We start from the raw sequence: 21,114 nt of genomic DNA, 5'->3' as shown, positions 1-21,114 counted from the left end.
AGGGGGAGCGCGATGCTGTCGGCAACTGAAGTGTTTTATGTGCTGATCGGCCTCGCTTCCATCGGCCTGCTGTACTGGCCCAACCGGCCGCTGTACCGCGCGGGCAGCGCCGCCGCCGGCACCAGCGCTCTGGAATGGCTGTACTACCTCACCGCCCTGGTGGCGCTGCTGGTGGGCTGGTACTTCAATTTTCAGTACTTCCGCGACTACGGCGCCCAGGCCGGCTGGTGGCACTGGACCACCCTGCTGTTCGTGAATCCGGCCTCCGCGTCCGGCGGGCAGGACTTGATCATCGCCAACCTCCTGCTGTTCCCGCTCTGGACCATCAGCGACGGCCGCCGCCACGGCATGAAGCTGAGCTGGTGGTATTTCCCGATGAGCCTGCTGACCAGCTATGCCTTCGGTCTTGCCCTGTATCTGGCGGTGCGCGAGCGGCAGCTGCGCTGGAACCGCGGTCGCTAGCCACTTCTGGCTCTGGCCCAGGTGGCGGCGAGTGCCGCCGGACATGGCAAATCCGACCTTGTGGTGGCAGTGGGACTAAGGCCCGCCGGCCGTGGCACGACCATTGCTGCGCTGGCTGACAGTCTGTTCCGTATCCGCCCCATGCGCGCCCTCCGGGTTCAGCAAGAACTCCCCTCCAGTCTGGTCCGTGGCTCGCGACAGCGGGGCCACCCACTGGCGACGCTGCTGTCGAATCTCGACGGCATGGTCTACCGCGCCCGCTACGACGGCCGCTGGACGCTGGACTTCGTCAGCGAGGGCTGCCTGGCGCTCACCGGCCATCCGCCGCAGGCGCTGAGCGAACCGGGCGGCCTGTCCTTTCATGACCTGCGGCACCCGGACGACCGCGCGGCGGTCAGCCTCGCCATCACCGATGCGCTGGAGCGCCGCAGCCGCTACGAGGTGGAGTACCGCATCGTCCGCGCCGACGGCGAGCAGAGCTGGGTGCTGGAGCGCGGCGCCGGCGCTTACTCCGAGGACGGCTCGGTGATCGCCGTCGAGGCCATCGTCCAGGACAACTCCCGGCGCCGGCAGGTGGAGCAGTCGCTGGCCGAGGCCGAGCGCCGCTACCGCAGCATCTTCGAGAACGCCATCGAGGGTATCTTCCAGTCCACCGCGCGCGACGGCTATGTCACCGTCAATCCGGCTCTGGCGCGCATGTATGGCTACGACTCGCCGGCGGAGCTGATCGCCAGCCTGCGCGACATTGACCACCAGCTCTATGTCGAGCCGCGCCGGCGCGCCGATTTCATCGCGGCGCTGGAAGGCCAGGGCCATGTCACCAACTTCGAGTCCGAGATCTACCGCCGCGACGGCAGCGTGATCTGGATCTCCGAGAACGCCCGCGAGGTGCGCGGCGCCGACGGCCAGCTGCTGTTCTACGAAGGCACGGTGGAGGACATCACCGAGCGCAAGCGCCACGACCTGCAGATGCGCCACCAGGCCACCCACGACGCGGTGACCGGCCTGCCCAATCGCCTGCTGCTGCACGAGCGGGTCAGCCATGTGCTGGCGCAGCCCTCGGCGGGCGAGGGGCCGGCGCTGGTGTTCATCGACCTCGACCAGTTCAAGCTGGTCAACGACAGCCTGGGCCACGAGGCCGGCGATCACCTGCTGCAGATCGTCGCCCGCCGGCTGCAACAGGCGGTACGCGAGCGCGACCTGGTGTCGCGCCTGGGCGGCGACGAGTTCGTGGTGCTGCTGGCCGCACCCATGTGCCGGGCGCAGGCCGAGCACATCGCCGGCCGTCTGCGCCTGGCGGTGGCCCAGCCCTGCCGAGTCGCGGGGCGCGAGCTGAGCCTCACCTGCAGCATCGGCGTCAGCCTGTTCCCGCAGGATGGCGCCGACCTCAAGGGCTTGTTGCGCAATGCCGACGCGGCCATGTACCGGGCCAAGGAATTCGGCCGCAACAACGTGCAGTTCTTTTCCTCGGAAATGGCGCCACAGGGCACCGGCGGTCTGGATCTGCTGATGCGCCTGCACCAGGCGGTGGAGCGCCGGGAGTTCGTGCTGCACTACGAGCCCAAGTACGAGCTGGCCAGCGGCCGCATCGTCGGGGTCGAGGCGCTGGTGCGCTGGCAGAGTCCCGAAGGTCTGATTCCGCCCGGTCGCTTCATCCCGCTCGCCGAGGAGACCGGCCTGATCGTGCCGATCGGCGAGTGGGTGCTGCGCACCGCCTGTGCGCAGGCGCGCGCCTGGCAGCAGCAGGGCCTGCCGTCGCTGCCGGTGTCGGTGAATCTCTCGCCCCGGCAACTGGCGCGCGGCGACATCGCCGAGCTGGTATCCGAGGTGCTCGCCGAAACCGGTCTGGCGCCGGAGTGCCTGGAGCTGGAGATCACCGAAAGCGCGGTGATGCAGGACGGCGAGAAGGCGGCCTCGATGCTGGCGCAATTACGTGATCTTGGGGTGCTGATCTCGATGGACGATTTCGGCACCGGCTATTCCAGCCTGAGCTATCTGCAGCGCTTCCGCGTGCACTGCCTGAAGATCGACCGCAGCTTTTTGCTGGCCGCGCCGCGCGATCCCGATTCCGCCACCATCGTCCGCGCGGTGATTTCCCTGGCGCACAGTCTGGGGTTACGGGTGCTGGCAGAGGGGATCGAGACCGCTGCGCACTTCGAGTTTCTGCGCAGCACCCGCTGCGATGAGTTCCAGGGCTATTACCTGTGCAAGCCGGTGGTGGCCTCGGCATTTGCGCAGATGTTGCGGTCGCAGCAGATGCGCGAGGAGCGGATCAGCGCGTTTGTGTAGGTCTCGCTGTGGTTCGCGCGTTCAAACCAACGCGAAGGTGAAGCACTCCGCCACGGCTCCCCCTCTCACCTGGCGGCCATAGCCACCTGCATGGGCAATGACATTCGGTGGGGAATTACTGGCGCGGCCTCAGACCAGTCTCTGGTACTCCACCATCAGACAGCGGTCTTGCACCACCGCGATGCCCGCTGCCGCCAGCCGCATCGCAACCGCGTCGTGGCGGATGCCCAGCTGAAACCACACCGCTTTCGGCGCCTTGGTCAGCAGATCGTCGAGATGCGCGGGGATATCCGCCGGGCGGCGGAACACGTCGACCAGATCGACCGGGCCGGGGATGTCCACCAGCCGCCGGTACACCGGCCGGCCGAGTATTTCCTGTGCCTCCGGGTAGTAGACCGGCACCGGCACGATCTCCAGGCCGCGCGCGGCCAGATCGGCGGGCACGTAGTAGGCCGGCTGCTCGCGCTGCTGCTCGGTCTTGATGCCCAGCACCGCCACCCGGCTGAGGCCACGCAGCAGGCTGCGCAGGGCGGTGTCACTTTCGATCAGCAGCGGATGGCTCATGCCTGGACTCCGGGGGCAGCCTAAGGATGGCGGCGGGCCATCCTCGCACGAGCCCCGCAAAGCTGAAGCCTGGCGCGTTTATGCGGCGCGCGCCTGCTCGTGCTGCTCCAGCAAGGCCGGCTTGCGCGACGGCGGTTCCGGCGCCAGGCAGCGACGGATCGCTTCCTCGGCACGGCGCGCCAGGGCGTGACGGTCTTCGTGTTCCCCAAGCGGTATCGGCGGGCAGTAATGCAGCTCTGCGCTCAGGCCGGGTGCGCGCAGCAGCCGGACGATGTGATCGACCAGGGTGTCGTCGCCGATGAAGGGCGCCAGCTCGCGACCGTCCGGCGCCGGGCCATAGCGCAGCGCCACCGGTTGCACCGGACAGCGGGCGTCCATAGCCGCTTGGAACAGGCGGGGATGGAAGGGCAGCACCTCGCGGCCGTCGGTGGTGGTGCCTTCCGGGAAGATCACCACCGAGCCACCGGCGTGCAGGTGCGGACGCAGCTTTTCCAGCAGTGGCCGGCTGCCGCCGGGGCCGCGGCGGATGTAGAAGGTGCCGATGCACTTCGCCAGCCAGCCGGCCACCGGCCAGTGCTGGATCTCGCTCTTGGCGACGAAGCGGTTGCACAGCGCCGCGCCGACCAGCGGGATGTCCAGCCAGGAGACGTGGTTGCAGACGATCATCTGGCCGCCTTCGACCGGCGTGCCGTGGATGCTGAAGCGGATGCCGAGGATGCGCATCAGCCGCTTGAGCCAGCGCCGCGCCCAGTCGTCGGCGTCGATGCGGCGGCTGAAATCGAGATTGATCAAAGTCGCTAGTGTCAGGCCCACCGAGATATGCACCAGCAGACGCAGGCTGCGAAGCAGGAAGAGCATGTTTTTGTGGATGGCTGAGTCGACCGAGGCCCGCGCGCCCGCTGGCGTCGGCTGGCGCATGGCAAAACGGCGGCCTGTGGGGCCGCCGTCGAAGAATGCCGTCAGGAGGTTACGCAAGCGCGACAGCCTCGCTGGCCTCGCTGCGGCCCTTGCCCAGGAAGTGGCGGGCATAGCGCGGATTGAGGTCGCTGACGTTGAGCAGCATGAACACGTCGGCGCAGTTGAAGTCGCGGTCCCAGTAAGCCTCGCCGCAGGCCTTCGCGCCCAGGCTGACATAGGCCTTGAGCAGCGGCGGCATGCGCACCGAGACTTCCTGTCGGCGGTCGGCGACCGGCAGCGGGTAGTAGGGCCGCACCCGCTGCGAGACGGCGGTCATGTACTTGCCGCGCAGGGTTTCGAGGATGCTGTGCGCGGCGGCGCCGCCATCTTCCAGGCCGATCGAGGCGCAGCCGAACAGGTAGTCATAGCCCTCGCGGGTGATGGTTTCGGCGATGCCCTGCCAGAGCGTGGCGATCACCGCGCCGCTGCGGTGTTCGGCGGCGACGCAGGTGCGGCCGATCTCCATCACCCGGCCAGGCAGGGCGCGGATCATTTCCAGATCGAACTCGCTCTCGGAATAGAAACCGCCAGCGCGCTCGGCGGCGGCGTCGGTGAGGATGCGGGTGCAGGCGACGATTTCGCCGCTGTCGGCGTCGCGCACCATCAGGTGGCGGCAGTGGGCGTCGTACTGGTCGGCGTCGATGCCGGCTTCGCCGCCATCGATCTGCGCGCCGAGTTCGCCGGCGAAGATGCGGTAGCGCAACTGCTGGGTGGCCAGGATCTCGGCCTCGGTTTCCGCGAAGCGCACTTCAAAGCGCGGCGTGCGGGCCTGCGGGAGCAACTGGATCATCTCGGTCATGGTCAGCATCCGGTTTCAGGATGCTGCGCAATCTATGACCAGTTTCTTGCTCGCTTCTTACTGCCCGATGAAATCTCCATGACAGTCCCCCGGGATTACCGGTGGTCCTGGATTCAGCGAGCCCAGACCTTCTCGTGCATCGCCGCCAGCGCCGCGCGGTCGCTGAGCAGGCGGTTGCGGGCGTAGGCATCGAGGGTGTCGAGCCGGTCCAGCGAAGCGGCCTGGGCGGGCTCCTTGGCGGGCCGCTGGCCGCTCAGGCGCGTCGAGGCCAGCGCCAGCACCAGGGCATTGGTGAGCGGCGAACGGATCGCACGGCGGAAGCCCTGCGAGTAGTCCTCGGAGCTGTGCAGCAGCACCTTCAGGCGGCGCAGCTCGCGCGGCGGTGAGGCTTCCTCGGGAATCAGGAACAGCCGCGCGCTACGGGCCGCGCGGCCCCAGCTCACCCGGCTGCTGAACACCGAAGCCGGGATCGAGATCAGCAGTGCACCGGCCACCGGCAGCAGCCAGGTGATGAATTCCGGATTCAGACGGTACACCGCATACAGCCAGACGCCGCCCAGCAGCGTGCCCCAGCCGTGGCGCAGCAGGGCCTCGCTCCAGGGGGTCTGGGAGTCCTCGCGCGGCGGCGATTTCCACTGGATGGCGATGCCGAGCAGGGCGCTGACGACGAAGCGGGTATGGAAAAGCATGCGCACCGGCGCCAGCAGCGCGGAGAACAGCATCTCCAGCAGCAGACTGGCGGACAGCGCCAGGCCGCCGCCGAACCAGCGCCGCTCGGCGGGCTTGAGCAGCAGTAATAGGGCGGCCAGCACCTTGGGCAGGAACAAGAGGCCGGCGGTGATGCCGAACAGCCGCATCGCCCATTCCGGATGCCATTCCGGCCAGGTCGGGAACAGTTGGTAGGGCTGGCTGAAGTACACCGGCTCGGCGGTGACGTTGACGTAGAGCAGGGCGGTGGACAGGGCCAGGAACAGGAACCACAGCGGCGCCGACAGGTAGGCCATGACGCCGGTCATGAACACTGCCCGGTGCGCCGGGTGCAGGCCGCGGGTGAAGAACAGCCGGAAGTTCTGCAGATTGCCCTGGCACCAGCGACGGTCGCGCTTCAACTCGTCGAGCAGGTTGGGCGGCATTTCCTCGTAGCTGCCCTGGAGGTCGTAGGCGATCCACACGCTCCAGCCGGCGCGCCGCATCAGCGCTGCCTCGACGAAGTCGTGACTCAGGATCTCGCCCGACAGCGCGCCGCGTCCGGGCAGGCGGCCGAGCGCGCAGTGCTTCATGAACGGCGCGACCCGGATGATGGCGTTGTGGCCCCAGTAGTGGCTTTCGCCCAGCTGCCAGTAATGCAGGCCGGCGGTGAACAGCGGGCCGTAGACGCGGGTGGCGAACTGCTGGATGCGCGAATACAGGGTCTCGCGGCCGGAGGCGCGCGGCGCGGTCTGGATGATGCCGGCGTCGGGGCGGGCTTCCATCAGTTGCACCAGGCGCTTCAGGCAGGCGCCGGACATCACGCTGTCGGCGTCCATCACCACCATGTACTGGTAGCGGCTGCCCCAGCGCCGGCACCAGTCGGCGACGTTGCCGCTCTTGCGCTTGATGCGGTGGGTGCGGCGCCGGTAGAAGATCCGGCCGTAGCCCCGCACCGCCTGGCAGAGATCGCGCCAGGCCTCGAGTTCGGCGACCCGGATGTCCGGATCGCCGGTGTCGGAGAGGATGAAGTAGTCGAACTGCCGCGCCGCGTCGGTACGGTCGGTGGACTCGACGGTGGCGCGCAGGCCGGCGAACACCCGCGCCACGTCCTCGTTGCAGATCGGCAGCAGGATCGCGCAGCGGTGTTCGGGATTGATCGCCTGGTCGGCGGCGGTGCCGCTGTCGATGGCGTGCTTGTCGCCGCCCCGGAGCAGCACCATGAAGCCCATCAATGCGGTCCAGAAACCCAGGCCGACCCACATGAACAGGATCAGGTACAGGGCGAGGATGGCGCCGACCAGCCAGTTCTCGATCAGCAGCGTGCCCTTGTAGGGCAGGATCGAGCGCATGTAGTAGGTCGCCGCCAGCGCCTGCCCGACGGTGAGCATTGCGAGCACGAAGCGCCGGTTGCGGCCGGCGCTGCGCCAGCGCGAGCGGCGCCCCTGGGGCTCGCTCGGAGCATGGTCGGGCGTGGGGTCGCCGGTGGGTTGCAGGCCGCGCCGGCCCAAGAGCCAGGCGCGCGCCGCCTCGATCAGCCGTCGCAGCGGATTGGCCGACCAGGGCGTGGGCGACATGCTGGCGCGCGCCAGCGGTGGGGTGGTGATCAGCCGGGTGGTGCCGCGGCGGTCGTGCTGGATCGGCTCCCGGCTGCCCAGAGCCAGCTGCAGCCGCGCTTCCAGGGCATCGTGGGCGCCGGTCTGCTCCACCAGGCCCTGTTGCAGGGCGGGCAGGGCCTGGGCCTCGTCGGCGCTGCGGATACGCTCGGCCAGCTGCCGGGTCTCGGCGGCCAGCAGCGGCAGCTCGTTCAGGTAGTCGCGCGCGACGGAACGGGGGTCTGGGGCGGCCATTGCAGGGTCGCTGAGCTCAGCTCGGCGGGTAGACATAGCTCCAGGTCTCGGAGACCTGGGCATTGCCGCGCTTCAAGTAGGCGCGCATCTCCACCGGCTTGTCGTTGTCCCGGCGGCGGAAGCGGAAGCTCATCCGCCAGCCCCCGGTCACCTCGTTGCGATAGGTCTGCCGTTCCAGCAGCTCGGCGTTGTCGTCCAGCCAGAGCACGCCAGCGACCGGTTCAGGTGCCGGCGCCGGTTCCGGCTTGGCTTTCTTGCCCTTGGCGGCCTTGGCCTTGCTGTCCTTGACCGCCACCGGTGCCGGTGGCGCATCGAAGTCGACGATCAGCCGCTGGCTGTCGTCGGCGGTCTTGATATAGCCATGGCCGCGACGGGTCTGCAGCACCCGCGCGATGCCGGGATTGACCGGGTCGTGCAGCTGCCAGCGCAGCTGGTATTGCAGGTCCAGCGCCTGACCCGGCACCGGCGGTGCGTTGGGCACCCAGTAGGCGACGATGTTGTCATTGGTCTCGTCCGGGCTGGGGATCAGCACCAGCTCCACCCGGCCGGCGCCCCAGGCGCCCTTGGGCTCGACCCAGGCGCTGGGCCGGAGGTCGTAGCGGGACTCGAGATCCTCGTAGTGGTCGAAGTCGCGGCGGCGCTGCAGCAGGCCAAAGCCCTTGGGGTTGGTCAGGCCGAAGCTGGTGACGATCAGCCGGCGCGGATTGACCAGCGGCCGCCAGATCCACTCGCCGTTGGAATTGGCGACCAGCAGCCCGTCGGAATCGTGCACCTCGGGGCGGTAATCCTCGGCCACCCGGGTCTGGTTGGAGCCGTGGTAGAACATGCTGGTGAGCGGCGCCAGGCCCAACTTGCCGACGCCGTCGCGCAGGAACAGCCGTGCCTGCACGTCCATCACCGTGTCGGTGCCGGGCCTGACGACGAACTTGTAGGCGCCGGTGACCCGCCGGGAGTTCAGCAGGGCGTAGATGGTCAGGCTCTGCGCCTTGGCGCTCGGCACTTCGATCCAGAAGTCGGTGAAGCTGGGGAATTCCTCGCCGGTATTGAGCCCGGTATCCACCGCCAGCCCACGCGCCGACAGGCCGTAGCGCTGCTTCTCGCCCAGAGCCCGGAAGTAGCTGGCGCCCTGGAATACCAGCAACTCGTCCTTGTACTGCGTCGAGTTGAGCGGGTAGTGCACGCGAAAGCCGGCGTAACTGACGCCCTTGAGCCGGGTTTTGTCGAGGTTGTTCTTGCCGTAGTCGAAGTAGCTGGGGTCGAACTGCAAGGGCCGGGCGACGCCGCCGGAGATCATCGAGATCTTGACCGGCGTGGTGTAGTAGAGGCCGGGATGGAACAGCTGCAGCTCGAACGGCAGCTTGTTGCCGCGCCAGATCGAGCGCTCCGGCTTGAAGCGGATGTCGCGGTACTGGTCGTAACTCAGCTCGCGCAGTTCCTTGGGCAGCTCGGTGTTGGGCGGCGAGTAGCTGGCCTGCGACAACCGCTGCGCGCGCTTGGCGACATCCTCAAAACCAAAACCGGCCGCCTGCGCCATCGGCGCGCACAGCGCCGCCAACAGGGGTAGCAGCGCAAGAGCGCGGCGCGGCGCGGCAAACAGCGAGGCTGACGGCATGGGGATGGGCGCGGCGAGGGCGATGATGCAACGCACTATTTTATGGAGCCTGCCACACAAAGTCTTGGGGCCGTGGCCACCGGAGGAGGCGCGGCGCTCAGATCGCCGGGCTGGCCGGGTCGGATTCGGCGCCCTGGGCCGCCTGACCCAGCAGTTGCAGGCGGACTTCGCGGGCGCTGTTGTAGAGCAGGCAGAACAGGTCGGCGGTCTTCTCGGCGTCGTAGATCGCCGAGTGCGCCTCGCGGCTGTCGTGGCCCAGGCCGGTGGCTTCCAGGGCCTTGGCCAGCACGGTCTGGCCGAGCAGCACGCCGCCCAGGGTGGCAGTGTCGAACACCGAGAACGGGTGGAAGGGGTTGCGCTTGATGCCGCTGCGCTCCACCGCGGCATTGACGAAGCCCAAGTCGAAATGGGCGTTGTGGCCGACCAGCACCGCCCGGCTGCAGCCATTTTCCGACACCGCGTTGCGGATCGGCCGGAACAGCTTGTCCAGCGCCTCCCGCTCCGGCACCGCCATGCGCAGCGGGTTGTCGATCTTGATGCCGTTGACCTCCAGCGCCGCCTTCTCGATGTTGGCGCCGGGGAAGGGTTCGACCTGGGCGAACACCGTCTGCCGCCGCACCAGCCGGCCGTCGTCTTCGGCGCCGAGGATCACCGCCGCCACCTCCAGCAGCGCATCGGTGCGGGCATTGAAGCCGCCGGTTTCGACATCCACCACCACCGGCAGAAAGCCGCGGAAGGTGTGCTTGAGCTGCTGCATGGGAGAGGCGGGTGGGAGTCGGGGCGCGACATGATACGGGAGGGGCGGATTTACCGGCGGCCGCTGGCTGGCGGTGGCGCGCTCTTTGTATGGTGTCGGCACCCCTTTTCCACGGATGGTCCTGTCATGTTTCCGCTGTCCACGCGCCGTGCTCGCGGTCGCCGCCCTTGGTGGTTTGCTCTGACCCTATCCCTGCTGGCGACCGAGTTGTTCGCGCAGGCGGCGGCTCCCGAGCCGCCGCTGACTGACATCCCGGTGCAGGCCCTGCCCGAGACTCCGGCGCCGCCCGCCCGTGAAGCCGTGGCCGAGAACACCCGGCTGCAGGACGTGGTGGTCACCGCCCAGAAGAAAAAGCAGAGTCTGCAGAAGGTGCCGGTCTCGGTCGGCGTGGTCAGCGGCGATACCCTGGCGCAGGCCGGCAGCTTCGACGCCAGCGGGCTGGAGAACTTCGTCGCCAACGTCGAGATCGACAGCGACCCGCAGGCGCCGGTGATCGGCATCCGCGGCTTCTTCACCGAAACCGACAATGTCGGCTTCGAGCCCTCGGTGGGCCTGGTGTTCGACGATCTCTCGCTGGGCCGGCCGGAGTTCATCCCCGATGGCCTGTTCGATCTCGACCGGGTCGAGGTGCTGCGCGGCGCCCAGGGCACCCTGTTCGGCAAGAACACCATCGCCGGCGTCATCAACTTCCAGACCGCCGAACCGGTCGGCCAGCCGCAGGCCAGCGTCACGCTGACCGGCGCCCGGCCGCTTCAGCGCCGGGTGGAGACGATGTTCAACCTGCCGTTCGACGAGGACTACGCCAGCCGCCTGGCCGCGGTGAACTGGCTGCAGAACGGCGAGATCTACAACTCGACGCTGAACCGCGACGAGGGCAGCTCGCAGCAGACCGCCGGCCGTCTGAAGTTCCTGGCGCGCCCCAGTGAGGATTGGCGCCTGAGCCTGTCCACCCAGTTGTCCAAGACCGACGTGGACTACGCGACCTGGCAGCTCTATGACATCGACCAGGACGCCCTCGACTACGCCCGTGGTTTCGACGCCAGCACCGAGGACAACCCGCTGGATCGCCACACCGCCTTCAATCTGCCGGGCTATGTGAACCGCGATTCCAATGTTTCGCGCCTGCTGGTTGCCTACGAGCCACAGCAGGTTCCGGGTGGGCTCGACGATTTCAGCCTGACCCTGATCGGCGGCCATGCCGGCACCAAGTTCCAGGCCCTGATCGACTCCGACGTCACCGCCGCCGACATCATCAGCACCTATTTCAGCCTTGACTACCAGCAGGATTCGGTGGAGCTGCGCACCGCCCTCGGTAGCAAGTCGCTGTTCGGGCTGGGCGGCGCGGTGGACGCGGTGTTCGGCGTCTACGGCCTCCGGGCGCGCCTGCACAGCAGCCTCGACAACTACGCCGGCGACGACCTGATCAACTTCGCGCTTAGCCCGGCCGGCTTCGAGGTGCTGGGCCTGCCAGCGCCGGACGTCCTCGACCCCATCCTTGCCGCCATTCCCGATTTCAGCCTGCCGCTCAACGACGGCGTGCTGCGCGGCTTCCGCCAGGACGCCAACAGCGAGGCCTTGTTCGGCCAGATGAGCTGGCACTTCACCGAGCGCTACGCCGCCATCATCGGCGGCCGCCTGGGCCAGGAAACCAAGAAGGCCGACTTCAACACCGAGCAAGTGGGGCCGGGCCTGGTGGTCCTGGTGGTCGGCGCCGACCCCTTCACCGCGCGGCGCGAGCGCAAGGAAAAGGACTTCTCGCCCAAGCTGGGCCTGGAGGCGCAGTGGACGCCGGACCTGATGAGCTACCTGAGCTGGACGCGGGGCTTCAAGGGCGGCGGCTTCAACGGCGCGGCCGACACCGACGAGAAACTGGAGTTCGAGCCCGAGCACGCCACCAGCTGGGAGGCCGGCCTCAAGAGCCGCTGGCTGGGCCGCAGCCTGACGCTCAACCTGGCGCTGTACCGCACCGACATCAAGAACCTGCAGGTGGTCGATCTCACCGACTTCTCCTATGTGATCGACAACGCCGCCGAGGCGCGTCTGCAAGGCCTGGAACTGGAAGCGCGCTGGCGGCCGAAGCGGGCGCGCTGGTTCGAGTTCAATGCCTCGGCGGCGTTCTCCGAGGCCGAGTACCTGAGCTATCCGGAGGCGCCTCTGTCGCAGACCGAGGCCGCCGAGCGCAGCCAGCGCAGCGAATGCCGGGGCTCCTCGCAGAACCAGCCGGCGAGCTGCCGTTCCCAGGACCTGAGCGGCCGTACCCTGGCGAACGCGCCGACGATGACGCTGAGTGCTTCGCCGACCCTGCTGTTCCCGGTGCCCTACAGCAAGTCGCTGGGCCTGGCCTGGTCGGTGGATGTCAGCTACCGCGGCGACCAGTACTCGGCGACCGATCTCGATCCGCACAGCCATCAGTCCGGCTACACCCTGCTCGGCTCGCGGTTGGTGCTGGCGCCCAAGAGCCGGCGCTGGGCGATTGTCGCCAGCGGCGGCAACCTCACCGACGAGCGCAAGCTCGACCTGGTGTTCGACCACAGCGTGTTCAACAACAGCTTCGTCGGCCAGCAGATTACCGGCCGCAGCCTGCTGCTGTCGTTCCAGGCCAGCTGGAAATAGGGCGCGGGGGCGGGGCGGCGCCCCTATAATCCGCGCGCCGTCCCCTCCAACGCTCTTACAGACATGGCCTCCAACAAGAACACCGTCCGCAAGGTCGCGCTCGCCTACTCGGGCGGCCTGGACACCTCCGTCATCCTCAAGTGGTTGCAGGACACCTACAACTGCGAGGTGGTGACCTTCACCGCCGACATCGGCCAGGGCGAGGAGCTGGACCATGTGCGCCCGAAGGCGAAGGCGCTGGGCGTGAAGGAAATCTTCATCGACGACCTGCGCGAGGAGTTCGTCCGCGACTTCGTGTTCCCGATGTTCCGCGCCAACGCCATCTACGAGGGCGAATACCTGCTCGGCACCTCGATCGCGCGGCCGCTGATCGCCAAGCGGCTGATGGAGATCGCCGCCGCCACCGGCTGCGACGCCATCGCCCACGGTGCCACCGGCAAGGGCAACGACCAGGTGCGCTTCGAGCTGGGCGCCTACCACTTCAACCCCAATATCAAGGTCATCGCGCCCTGGCGCGAGTGGGACCTGACCAGCCGCGAGACGCTCTTGGCTTACGCCGCCAAGCACAAGATTCCGATCACCAAGAAGAAGGGCGGCGGCTCGCCCTATTCGATGGACGCCAACGCCCTGCACATCTCCTACGAGGGTGGCGGTCTGGAAGACCCCTGGTGGGTGCCGGACGACAGCATCTGGCGCTGGACCAAGAACCCGGAGGATGCGCCCAACACGCCGGAGTACATCACCATCAAGTTCGAAAAGGGCGATGCGGTGGCCATCAACGGCAAGCGCATGAAGGCCTACAAGATCCTGGCGACGCTCAACGAGCTGGGCGGCAAGCACGGCATCGGCCGCCTGGACATCGTCGAGAACCGCTACGTCGGCATGAAGTCGCGCGGCTGCTACGAGACGCCCGGCGGCAGCATCCTGCTCAAGGCCCACCGTGCCATCGAGAGCATCACCCTCGATCGCGAGCAGGCCCATCTGAAGGACGAGCTGATGCCCAAGTACGCCAGCCTGGTCTACAACGGCTACTGGTTCAGCCCCGAGCGCCGCGCGCTGCAGGCGCTGATCGACGACACCCAGCAGAAGGTCAACGGCGAAGTGCGGCTGAAGCTCTACAAGGGCAATGTCTACAACGCCGGCCGCCGCTCCAAGGACTCGCTGTTCGACGCCCGCGTCGCCACCTTCGAGGACGACAAGGGTGCTTACAACCAGAAGGATGCCGAAGGCTTCATCCGCCTCAACGCCCTGCGTCTGCGCACCGGCGCCAAGCGCGACCGGCGCAGCTAAGTCCGCAGGCGGCTGTCGATGAGCGGCCAGCCCGCTGCCGGGCTGTTTCGTTTCCAGGCCGCCAACGGCCTGGAATTCGGATTGCTGGAGGCCGGTCCCGCCGACGGTCCGCTGGTGCTGTGCCTGCACGGCTTTCCCGATAGTGCGCACAGCTTCCGGCCTTTGCTGACGGCGCTGGCCGCCGAGGGTTATCGGGCGGTGGCGGTGAGCATGCGCGGCTATCTGCCGTCCTCGCGGCCGGCCGATGGCGACTATTCGCCGCTGGCGCTGGCGCGCGACGCCATCGCCCTCATCGACCATCTGGGCGCCGAGCGCGCGGTGCTGGTTGGGCATGACTGGGGCGCGGTCGCCACCTATGTCGCGGCGGCGCTGCGGCCGGACCGCTTGCGCGGAGTGGTCACGGCCGCGATCCCGCATCTGCGCCGCTTCCTGCTGCGGCCGACCGCTGCGCAGCTCTGGCGCTCGCGCTACATGCTGCAGTTCCAGTGGCGCGGCACTGAATCCCGGCTGCTGGCCGAGCACTTGCGCCCGCTGCAGGCGCTGGCCCGCGAGTGGTCGCCGAAGCTGGAGGTGGTCAGCGCGCTGGCGCCAGTCTGGGCCGGATTCGCCGAGCGCGAACGACTGACTGCGGCGCTCTCCTACTACCGCGCCCTGCCCGGCGCGCTGCTGACATCCGAGACTTGGCGCCTGCTGTTAGCGCCAACCCCGGTGCCGGCCTGCGTGATCCACGGCAGTGAGGACGGCTGCATCGGCGCGGAGATGTTCACCGGGCTGTCGCACCTGTTTGCCGCTGGTCTACACGAGGTTGCCGTCGCCGGAGCTGGTCATTTCATGCATCTGGAGCAGCCGCAGCGTTTCAACACCGCGGTGCTCGATTTCCTGCGGACGCTGCCCTAGTCGCGATAGCGACGCACCAGATCGCCGTAGGCGTCGATCCGGCGGTCGCGCAGGAACGGCCACCAGCGCCGTACGTTCTCGCTGCGGGCGAGATCGACATCCACCACCAGCACGTCGGCCGATTCATCGGCCTTGGCCAGGAACTCGCCCTGCGGGCCGGCGACGAAGCTGTGGCCCCAGAACTGCGAGCCGGACAGCTGGCCGCTGGGGTCGGGCTCGAAGCCGACGCGGTTGGCGACCAGCACCGGCAGGCCGTTGGCGACCGCATGGGCGCGCTGGATGGTCACCCAGGCCTCGCGCTGGCGCTGCTGCTCCTCGTGCGGGTCTTCGGGGTTCCAGCCGATGGCGGTGGGGTAGAGCAGCAAGTCGGCGCCGGCCAGCGCCATCAGCCGCGCCGCTTCCGGATACCACTGGTCCCAGCAGACCAACAGGCCCAGCTTGCCGACGCTGGTCGCAATCGGCGTGAAGCCCAAGTCGCCGGGGGTGAAATAGAACTTTTCGTAATAGCCGGGATCGTCGGGGATGTGCATCTTGCGGTAGATGCCGGCCAGCGAGCCGTCGGTTTCCAGCACCACGGCGGTGTTGTGGTAGAGGCCGGGCGCGCGGCGCTCGAACAGGCTGCCGACCAGGACGATGCCCAGCTCCTTCGCCAGCGCGCCCAGGAACTGGGTGGATGGGCCGGGAATCGGCTCGGCCAGGTCGCACAGCGCGGTGGCCTCGTGCTGGCAGAAGTACAGGGAGGTGTGCAGCTCTTGCAGCAGCACCAGCTTGGCGCCTCCGGCCGCGGCGGCGCGGATGCCTTCCTCCGACATCTTCAGATTCAACTCGCGGTCGGCGGTGCAGGGCTGCTGGATCAGGCCGACACGCAGGGTCTTGCTGGACATGTTCGGGCTCCTATCGGGGCGCGGTGGCGGCGGGAATCTGCATGGTGACGCAATGCAGGCTGCCGTACTGGTTGATCAGGGCGCGGCAGTCGAGGCCGATCACCTCGCGGTCGGGGAAGTGCGGGCGCAGCCGGCGCAGCGCCTCGGCGTCGTTGACCGGATCGCCGTAGGTGGGCACCAGCACCGCGCCGTTCAGGATCAGGAAGTTGGGATAGCCGGCCGGCAGGCGGCGGCCGTCCTCGTCGTAAATCGCCTGGGGCAGGGGTAGCGGCACCAGGGTGTAGGGCGCCCCCTCGGGTGCGCGCAGGGCCTGCAGCTCCTGCTCCAGCGCCTTGAGGTCTTCGTAGTGAGCGTCCTTGCGGTCCTCGCAGGCCTGGTAGGCGATGGTGCGGTCGTCGCAGAAACGGGCGATGGTGTCGACGTGGCCGTCGGTGTCGTCGCCGATCAGGTCGCCGTGCGTTAGCCAGAGGATGCGCTTGACGCCCAGCTTTTCCTTCAGCAAATCCTCGATCTGCGTCTGGGACAGTTGCGGGTTGCGGGTGGGCGCGAGCAGGCAGCGACGGGTGGTGAGCAGGCTGCCCTGGGAATCGACGTCGATGCCGCCGCCTTCCAGCACGAAGTCGATGGTCTCCACCGGCGCGTTCAGCGCGCCCTGCTCGGCCAGCTGGCGGGTGAGAGTGTTGTCCAGGCGGGCGTCGAACTTGCCGCCCCAGCCATTGAACTGGAAGTCCAGGTGCAGCGGCTGGCCGTCACGCAGCACGGTGATCGGGCCGTGGTCGCGAGCCCAGACATCATTGCTGCGCACCGGATAGATCTTGAGCCGTTCCGGCAGGGCGCCGGCGGCGATCAGCCGCTCGCGCAAGGCCTTGGGATCTTGCTCGGTGCCGATCAGCACCGCCTGGTAGCGGCTGATAGCGACTGCCAGGCGAACGAAATTGTCCTCCACCGCCTCGAACCAGTCGGCGAAATCGCCGTCGGGCCTTGGCCAGGTGAGCTGGATGGCGGTTTGGGGCGCCCACTCGGGCGGCAGCAGACGGTTGGTCATGGGATGAACGGGGCAGGCGGGTTGACCGGCCGGCGCGCGCGGGCTCCGGCCTGATAGGCAGGCGAGGTGGCCTACCTATTTAAGGTGCGGGTGTTTGCAATTCGTCGCTGTGCTGGATTGCCGGCGGCTGGCCGGGGATCACCGCATCCACCACATGGTCGTGCTCGAAGAACACGGTAAAACCAGCGTAGTCCCAGCGTGTGATCGGCGGCTGCTGCGGATGGCCACCGCCCACCGCAGGGTATTTCTTCAGCGGTGCGCCATAATGCCGCTCGACCGCGGTCATGGTGCTGCCCTTGGCAGGCTTGTCGATGGTGGCGGCGGCTTCGGCGGGCGACGGTATATTGAGTACATCGGCGCGGGCCAAGTGGGGCATCAGGCCGGTCAACAGCAAGAAAGTTGCCGGTAAGAGGTGCGGTGTGAGGCGCATGGACTGCTCCAGCAATGATGCGGATGCCTTTGAATGCCCTCTACTTTAACAGCGCTTGCCGGCCGCTCAGGGCCGCCCCCGGCGACAAATTTTGTTGGCCCTCTGCTTGTTGACACTGTCAAGGAGCGCCCGTAAGATTCGCGACCTCCAAAAAACGGGCCGGCCTGTCGGCCCGTTGCTGTCTTTGCCAAGCCGACCTCGCGGAATCGCGGGAGATAAACGAACGTGCCGACGATCAACCAACTTGTGCGCACTGGGCGCACCAGCAAAGTCTACAAGAGCAAGGCTCCCGCCCTTGCTGGTAGCCCTCAGAAGCGTGGTGTCTGCACGCGCGTCTACACGACGACCCCGAAGAAGCCGAACTCGGCACTTCGCAAGGTCTGCCGTGTGCGCCTGACTAATGGCTTTGAAGTCACCAGCTACATCGGTGGTGAAGGCCATAACCTGCAGGAACACTCGGTGGTGATGATTCGCGGCGGTCGCGTGAAAGACTTGCCGGGTGTCCGTTACCACACCGTGCGCGGTGCGCTCGACGCCTCTGGCGTTGATAAGCGCCGCCAGAGCCGTTCGAAGTACGGCGCCAAGCGTCCGAAAGACGGTGGCAAGGGTGCCGCGGCTGCCCCCGGCAAGAAGAAGTAATTAGGAAACCGTCATGTCCCGTCGTCGCACCCCCGAAAAGCGCGAAGTCCTGCCCGACCCGAAGTTCAAGAGCGTCACGCTCTCGAAGTTCATGGCGATGATCATGGAGGATGGCAAGAAGGCCGTCGCCGAGAAGATCATCTATGGCGCCCTCGACCAGATCGCCACCAAGAAGAAGACCGACGATCCGGTCGCCGTGCTGCAGACCGCCTTCGACAACGTCGCTCCGAGCGTCGAGGTCAAGTCTCGCCGCGTCGGTGGTGCCACCTACCAGGTGCCGGTGGAAGTGCGCGCCGTGCGCCGCACCACGCTGGCCATGCGTTGGCTGATCGATGCCGCCCGCAAGCGTGGCGAGAAGGGCATGATGGATCGCCTCGCTGGCGAGCTGCTGGATGCCTCCGAGAACCGTGGCGCGGCCGTCAAGAAGCGCGAAGACACGCACAAGATGGCCGAAGCCAACAAGGCCTTTGCCCACTTCCGCTGGTAAATCCGGGGCTCGCCCCCAGATTGCCCGCTGTCCCGACGATCCGCAGCCCAAAAAGCTGCGGATTGTCGTTTTTCCCGATCACTCCCTGATCACTTTACAAAGAGGTTACCGCCGTGGCCCGCACTACCCCGATTGAGCGCTACCGCAACATCGGCATCTCCGCCCACATTGATGCCGGCAAGACCACCACGACCGAGCGCGTGCTGTTCTACACGGGCATCAACCACAAGCTGGGCGAAGTGCACGACGGCGCTGCGACCACCGACTGGATGGAGCAGGAGCAGGAGCGTGGCATCACCATCACCTCCGCGGCCGTGACCACCTTCTGGGCGGGCATGGGCAAGCAGTTCGACCAGCACCGCATCAACATCATCGACACCCCCGGGCACGTGGACTTCACCATTGAAGTCGAGCGTTCCATGCGCGTGCTCGACGGCGCCTGCATGCTGTACTGCGCGGTCGGTGGCGTGCAGCCGCAGTCCGAGACCGTGTGGCGCCAGGCCACCAAGTACAAGGTTCCGCGCCTCGCGTTCGTCAACAAGATGGACCGCACCGGCGCCGACTTCTTCAAAGTCGTCAAGCAGATGAAGGAGAAGCTGCGGACCAATCCGGTGCCGATCCAGATCCCGATCGGCGCCGAAGAGAAGTTCCAGGGCGTGGTCGACCTCGTGAAGATGAAGGCGATCATCTGGAACGAGGCCGACAAGGGCATCACCTTCACCTATGGCGAGATCCCCGCCGACCTGCTCGAGACCGCCAAGGAGTGGCGCGAGAAGATGGTCGAGTCGGCCGCCGAGGCCAGCGAAGAGCTGATGAACAAGTACCTGAACGAGGGCGACCTCTCCGAGCAGGAGATCAAGGCCGCGCTGCGTCAGCGTACGCTCGCGCTCGAGATCTTCCCGATGCTCTGTGGCTCGGCGTTCAAGAACAAGGGTGTGCAGGCCATGCTCGACGCGGTTGTCGAGTACCTGCCGGCGCCGACCGACGTGCCGGCCACCGAGGCCCACGACGTCGACGACTACGAGAAGATCATTCTGCGCAAGGCCGACGACTCCGAGCCGTTCTCGGCGGTCGCCTTCAAGATCATGACCGACAAGTACGTCGGCGCGCTGACCTTCATCCGCGTCTACTCGGGCGTGCTCAAGCAGGGCGATTCGGTTTACAACTCGCGTAACGGCAAGACCGAGCGTATCGGCCGTCTGGTGCAGATGCATGCCAACGAGCAGAAAGGCATCGACGAAGTGCGCGCCGGCGACATCGCCGCCTGCGTCGGCCTGAAGGACGTCTACACCGGTACCACCCTGGCCGATCAGAACAAGCCGGTGGTGCTGGAGCGCATGACCTTCCCGGAGCCGGTGATCAGCCAGGCCGTGGAGCCCAAGACCAAGGCCGACCAGGAAAAGATGGGCCTTGCGCTGTCCAAGCTGGCCCAGGAAGATCCCTCGTTCCGCGTCCGTACCGACGAAGAAACTGGCCAGACCATCATGTCCGGCATGGGTGAGTTGCACCTCGAAATCCTCGTCGACCGCATGAAGCGTGAGTACAGCGTGGAAGCCAACGTCGGCGCGCCGCAGGTGGCCTACCGCGAGACCATCCGCAAGAGCGTCGAGCAGGAAGGCAAGTACGCCAAGCAGTCCGGCGGTAAGGGCCAGTTCGGCCACGTCTGGCTCCGCATCGAGCCGAACGAGGTGGGCAAGGGCTACGAGTTCGTCAACGAGATCGTTGGCGGCGTGGTGCCGAAGGAATTCATCCCGGCGGTCGACAAGGGCCTGAAGGACGCGATCAAGAACGGCGTGCTCGCCGGCTACCCGGTGGTCGACGTCAAGATCAGCCTGTTCGACGGCAGCTACCACGAGGTCGACTCTTCGGAAATCGCCTTCAAGGTCGCCGCCTCCATGGCGTTCAAGGAGGGCTGCCAGAAGGCCAGTCCGGTGATCCTGGAGCCGATCATGGCGGTGGACGTCGAAACCCCCGAGGACTACACCGGCGACGTGATGGGTGACCTCAACCGTCGTCGCGGCATGATCCTGGGCATGGAAGACAACTACGGCGCCAAGATGATCCGCGCCGAGGTGCCGCTGTCCGAGATGTTCGGCTACTCCACGACGCTGCGCTCGATGAGCCAGGGCCGCGCCACCTATTCGATGGAATTCAAGAAGTACCAGGAAGCGCCGCGTAACGTCATCGAGCAGCTTGCGAAGGCGGCCAAGTCTTAATTTCTGTACTCCTATTTACTGACCTGACAAACGACCTGAGGACGCCAACATGGCCAAGGAAAAGTTTTCCCGTAACAAGCCGCACGTAAACGTGGGCACGATTGGTCACGTTGACCATGGCAAGACCACGACGACGGCGGCGCTGACCAAGGTGTCGTCGGACAAGTACGGCAACACCAAGTACGTGGCGTATGACGAAGTGGCGAAGGCTTCTGAGAGCCAGGGCCGTCGTGACTCGACCAAGATTCTGACGATTGCGACCTCGCACGTGGAATACGAAACCGAGAACCGTCACTACGCGCATGTGGACTGCCCTGGGCACGCCGACTACGTCAAGAACATGATCACCGGTGCTGCGCAGATGGACGGCGCGATTCTGGTGGTGTCCGCGACCGACGGCCCGATGCCGCAGACCCGCGAGCACGTGCTGCTGGCCAAGCAGGTGAACGTTCCCAAGATCGTCGTCTGGCTGAACAAGTGCGACCTGGTGGACGACGTCGAACTGCTCGACCTGGTCGAGATGGAAGTGCGCGATCTGCTCGCCAAGTACGGCTTTGATGGCGACAACACCCCGGTGATCCGTGGCTCCGCCACCCAGGCCATCAAGGGCGATCCCGAAGGCATTGCCAACCTCCA

At 66.9% G+C, this 21,114-nt stretch carries 18 protein-coding genes; 9 read left to right on the top strand and 9 right to left on the bottom strand.

All coding sequences use genetic code 11. The features are described 5' to 3' along the window. The first annotated feature begins 12 nt into the window (after positions 1-12). Positions 13-462: a DUF2834 domain-containing protein gene (locus tag AC3WT6_RS00090; protein WP_492651509.1), complete on the top strand. Its 450-nt coding sequence runs from the start codon at positions 13-15 to the stop codon at positions 460-462. A gap of 141 nt (positions 463-603) precedes the next feature. Then, positions 604-2,751, top strand: a complete 2,148-nt coding sequence (locus tag AC3WT6_RS00085; RefSeq protein ID WP_492651508.1) for a sensor domain-containing protein — start codon at positions 604-606, stop codon at positions 2,749-2,751. Between the two features lie 129 nt (positions 2,752-2,880). Here the strand turns inward: AC3WT6_RS00085 and AC3WT6_RS00080 are convergent, their stop codons facing one another. From AC3WT6_RS00080 to rnt, 6 genes are all read right to left on the bottom strand, one after another. After that, entirely contained in the window at positions 2,881-3,315 is a 435-nt protein-coding gene (locus AC3WT6_RS00080) for a CoA-binding protein (protein WP_492651507.1), read from the bottom strand. Positions 3,316-3,393: 78 nt separating this feature from the next. Beyond that, complete coding sequence (locus AC3WT6_RS00075; protein WP_492651506.1) at positions 3,394-4,173, bottom strand: lysophospholipid acyltransferase family protein; 780 nt, start codon at positions 4,171-4,173, stop codon at positions 3,394-3,396. 109 nt (positions 4,174-4,282) lie between these two features. Beyond that, positions 4,283-5,071 (bottom strand): GNAT family N-acetyltransferase, encoded by a 789-nt coding sequence (locus AC3WT6_RS00070; protein ID WP_492651505.1) that lies wholly within the window; start codon positions 5,069-5,071, stop codon positions 4,283-4,285. Between the two features lie 113 nt (positions 5,072-5,184). Next, entirely contained in the window at positions 5,185-7,608 is a 2,424-nt protein-coding gene (gene mdoH / locus AC3WT6_RS00065) for a glucans biosynthesis glucosyltransferase MdoH (protein WP_492651504.1), read from the bottom strand. Positions 7,609-7,624: 16 nt separating this feature from the next. Next, positions 7,625-9,220, bottom strand: a complete 1,596-nt coding sequence (locus tag AC3WT6_RS00060) for a glucan biosynthesis protein G (protein WP_492651503.1) — start codon at positions 9,218-9,220, stop codon at positions 7,625-7,627. A 97-nt stretch (positions 9,221-9,317) separates the two neighbouring features. Then, positions 9,318-9,977: a ribonuclease T gene (gene rnt, locus AC3WT6_RS00055; RefSeq protein ID WP_492651502.1), complete on the bottom strand. Its 660-nt coding sequence runs from the start codon at positions 9,975-9,977 to the stop codon at positions 9,318-9,320. Between the two features lie 126 nt (positions 9,978-10,103). On the opposite strand from rnt, the gene AC3WT6_RS00050 reads away from it, so the two are divergent. The 3 genes from AC3WT6_RS00050 (at position 10,104) to AC3WT6_RS00040 (ending at position 14,777) form a co-directional block, all read left to right on the top strand. Continuing rightward, positions 10,104-12,590, top strand: coding sequence for a TonB-dependent receptor (locus tag AC3WT6_RS00050; RefSeq protein WP_492651501.1), 2,487 nt, complete (start codon positions 10,104-10,106; stop codon positions 12,588-12,590). Between the two features lie 63 nt (positions 12,591-12,653). Continuing rightward, positions 12,654-13,880 (top strand): argininosuccinate synthase, encoded by a 1,227-nt coding sequence (locus AC3WT6_RS00045; RefSeq protein ID WP_492651500.1) that lies wholly within the window; start codon positions 12,654-12,656, stop codon positions 13,878-13,880. Positions 13,881-13,898: 18 nt separating this feature from the next. Beyond that, complete coding sequence (locus AC3WT6_RS00040) at positions 13,899-14,777, top strand: alpha/beta fold hydrolase (RefSeq protein WP_492651499.1); 879 nt, start codon at positions 13,899-13,901, stop codon at positions 14,775-14,777. On the opposite strand, the gene AC3WT6_RS00035 is transcribed toward AC3WT6_RS00040, so the two are convergent. From AC3WT6_RS00035 to AC3WT6_RS00025, 3 genes are all read right to left on the bottom strand, one after another. Continuing rightward, positions 14,774-15,661, bottom strand: a complete 888-nt coding sequence (locus AC3WT6_RS00035) for a carbon-nitrogen hydrolase (RefSeq protein WP_492651498.1) — start codon at positions 15,659-15,661, stop codon at positions 14,774-14,776. The two genes, AC3WT6_RS00040 and AC3WT6_RS00035, sit on opposite strands and share 4 nt — an antisense overlap. A 10-nt stretch (positions 15,662-15,671) precedes the next feature. Continuing rightward, entirely contained in the window at positions 15,672-16,706 is a 1,035-nt protein-coding gene (locus AC3WT6_RS00030; RefSeq protein WP_492651497.1) for an agmatine deiminase family protein, read from the bottom strand. Positions 16,707-16,785: 79 nt separating this feature from the next. Further along, positions 16,786-17,136, bottom strand: a complete 351-nt coding sequence (locus AC3WT6_RS00025) for a phosphodiesterase (protein WP_492651496.1) — start codon at positions 17,134-17,136, stop codon at positions 16,786-16,788. 225 nt (positions 17,137-17,361) lie between these two features. Here AC3WT6_RS00025 and rpsL point away from each other — a divergent pair, with 225 nt between their 5' ends. The 4 genes from rpsL to AC3WT6_RS00005 all read left to right on the top strand — a co-directional run. Beyond that, positions 17,362-17,775 carry a 30S ribosomal protein S12 gene (rpsL, locus tag AC3WT6_RS00020; RefSeq protein ID WP_492651495.1) on the top strand — a complete coding sequence of 138 codons (414 nt, stop codon included), beginning with the start codon at positions 17,362-17,364 and terminating at the stop codon, positions 17,773-17,775. Between the two features lie 13 nt (positions 17,776-17,788). Beyond that, positions 17,789-18,262: a 30S ribosomal protein S7 gene (gene rpsG / locus AC3WT6_RS00015; protein WP_492651494.1), complete on the top strand. Its 474-nt coding sequence runs from the start codon at positions 17,789-17,791 to the stop codon at positions 18,260-18,262. 113 nt (positions 18,263-18,375) lie between these two features. Further along, on the top strand, positions 18,376-20,478 hold the full coding sequence (gene fusA, locus AC3WT6_RS00010; protein WP_492651493.1) for an elongation factor G: 2,103 nt from the start codon (positions 18,376-18,378) through the stop codon (positions 20,476-20,478). Between the two features lie 49 nt (positions 20,479-20,527). Then, a partial coding sequence (locus AC3WT6_RS00005; RefSeq protein WP_492651492.1) for a GTP-binding protein occupies positions 20,528-21,114 on the top strand: 587 nt, incomplete at its 3' end.

This window comes from Stagnimonas sp. FW305-C-60, assembly GCF_058782965.1.
The sequence above is the reverse complement of the archived record's forward strand: the minus strand, read 5'-3'. Positions and strand labels throughout refer to the sequence as shown.

What these genes read in the sequence shown, in the direction of transcription:
- AC3WT6_RS00030 (WP_492651497.1), bottom strand. Translation starts at nt 16,706, where the DNA reads ATGACCAACCGTCTGCTGCCGCCCGAGTGGGCGCCCCAAACCGCCATC.
- AC3WT6_RS00040 (WP_492651499.1), top strand. Translation starts at nt 13,899, where the DNA reads ATGAGCGGCCAGCCCGCTGCCGGGCTGTTTCGTTTCCAGGCCGCCAAC.
- AC3WT6_RS00060 (WP_492651503.1), bottom strand. Translation starts at nt 9,220, where the DNA reads ATGCCGTCAGCCTCGCTGTTTGCCGCGCCGCGCCGCGCTCTTGCGCTG.
- rpsG (WP_492651494.1), top strand. Translation starts at nt 17,789, where the DNA reads ATGTCCCGTCGTCGCACCCCCGAAAAGCGCGAAGTCCTGCCCGACCCG.
- AC3WT6_RS00080 (WP_492651507.1), bottom strand. Translation starts at nt 3,315, where the DNA reads ATGAGCCATCCGCTGCTGATCGAAAGTGACACCGCCCTGCGCAGCCTG.
- AC3WT6_RS00090 (WP_492651509.1), top strand. Translation starts at nt 13, where the DNA reads ATGCTGTCGGCAACTGAAGTGTTTTATGTGCTGATCGGCCTCGCTTCC.
- AC3WT6_RS00025 (WP_492651496.1), bottom strand. Translation starts at nt 17,136, where the DNA reads ATGCGCCTCACACCGCACCTCTTACCGGCAACTTTCTTGCTGTTGACC.
- mdoH (WP_492651504.1), bottom strand. Translation starts at nt 7,608, where the DNA reads ATGGCCGCCCCAGACCCCCGTTCCGTCGCGCGCGACTACCTGAACGAG.
- AC3WT6_RS00045 (WP_492651500.1), top strand. Translation starts at nt 12,654, where the DNA reads ATGGCCTCCAACAAGAACACCGTCCGCAAGGTCGCGCTCGCCTACTCG.
- rnt (WP_492651502.1), bottom strand. Translation starts at nt 9,977, where the DNA reads ATGCAGCAGCTCAAGCACACCTTCCGCGGCTTTCTGCCGGTGGTGGTG.
- AC3WT6_RS00085 (WP_492651508.1), top strand. Translation starts at nt 604, where the DNA reads ATGCGCGCCCTCCGGGTTCAGCAAGAACTCCCCTCCAGTCTGGTCCGT.
- AC3WT6_RS00050 (WP_492651501.1), top strand. Translation starts at nt 10,104, where the DNA reads ATGTTTCCGCTGTCCACGCGCCGTGCTCGCGGTCGCCGCCCTTGGTGG.
- AC3WT6_RS00075 (WP_492651506.1), bottom strand. Translation starts at nt 4,173, where the DNA reads ATGCTCTTCCTGCTTCGCAGCCTGCGTCTGCTGGTGCATATCTCGGTG.
- AC3WT6_RS00035 (WP_492651498.1), bottom strand. Translation starts at nt 15,661, where the DNA reads ATGTCCAGCAAGACCCTGCGTGTCGGCCTGATCCAGCAGCCCTGCACC.
- AC3WT6_RS00070 (WP_492651505.1), bottom strand. Translation starts at nt 5,071, where the DNA reads ATGACCGAGATGATCCAGTTGCTCCCGCAGGCCCGCACGCCGCGCTTT.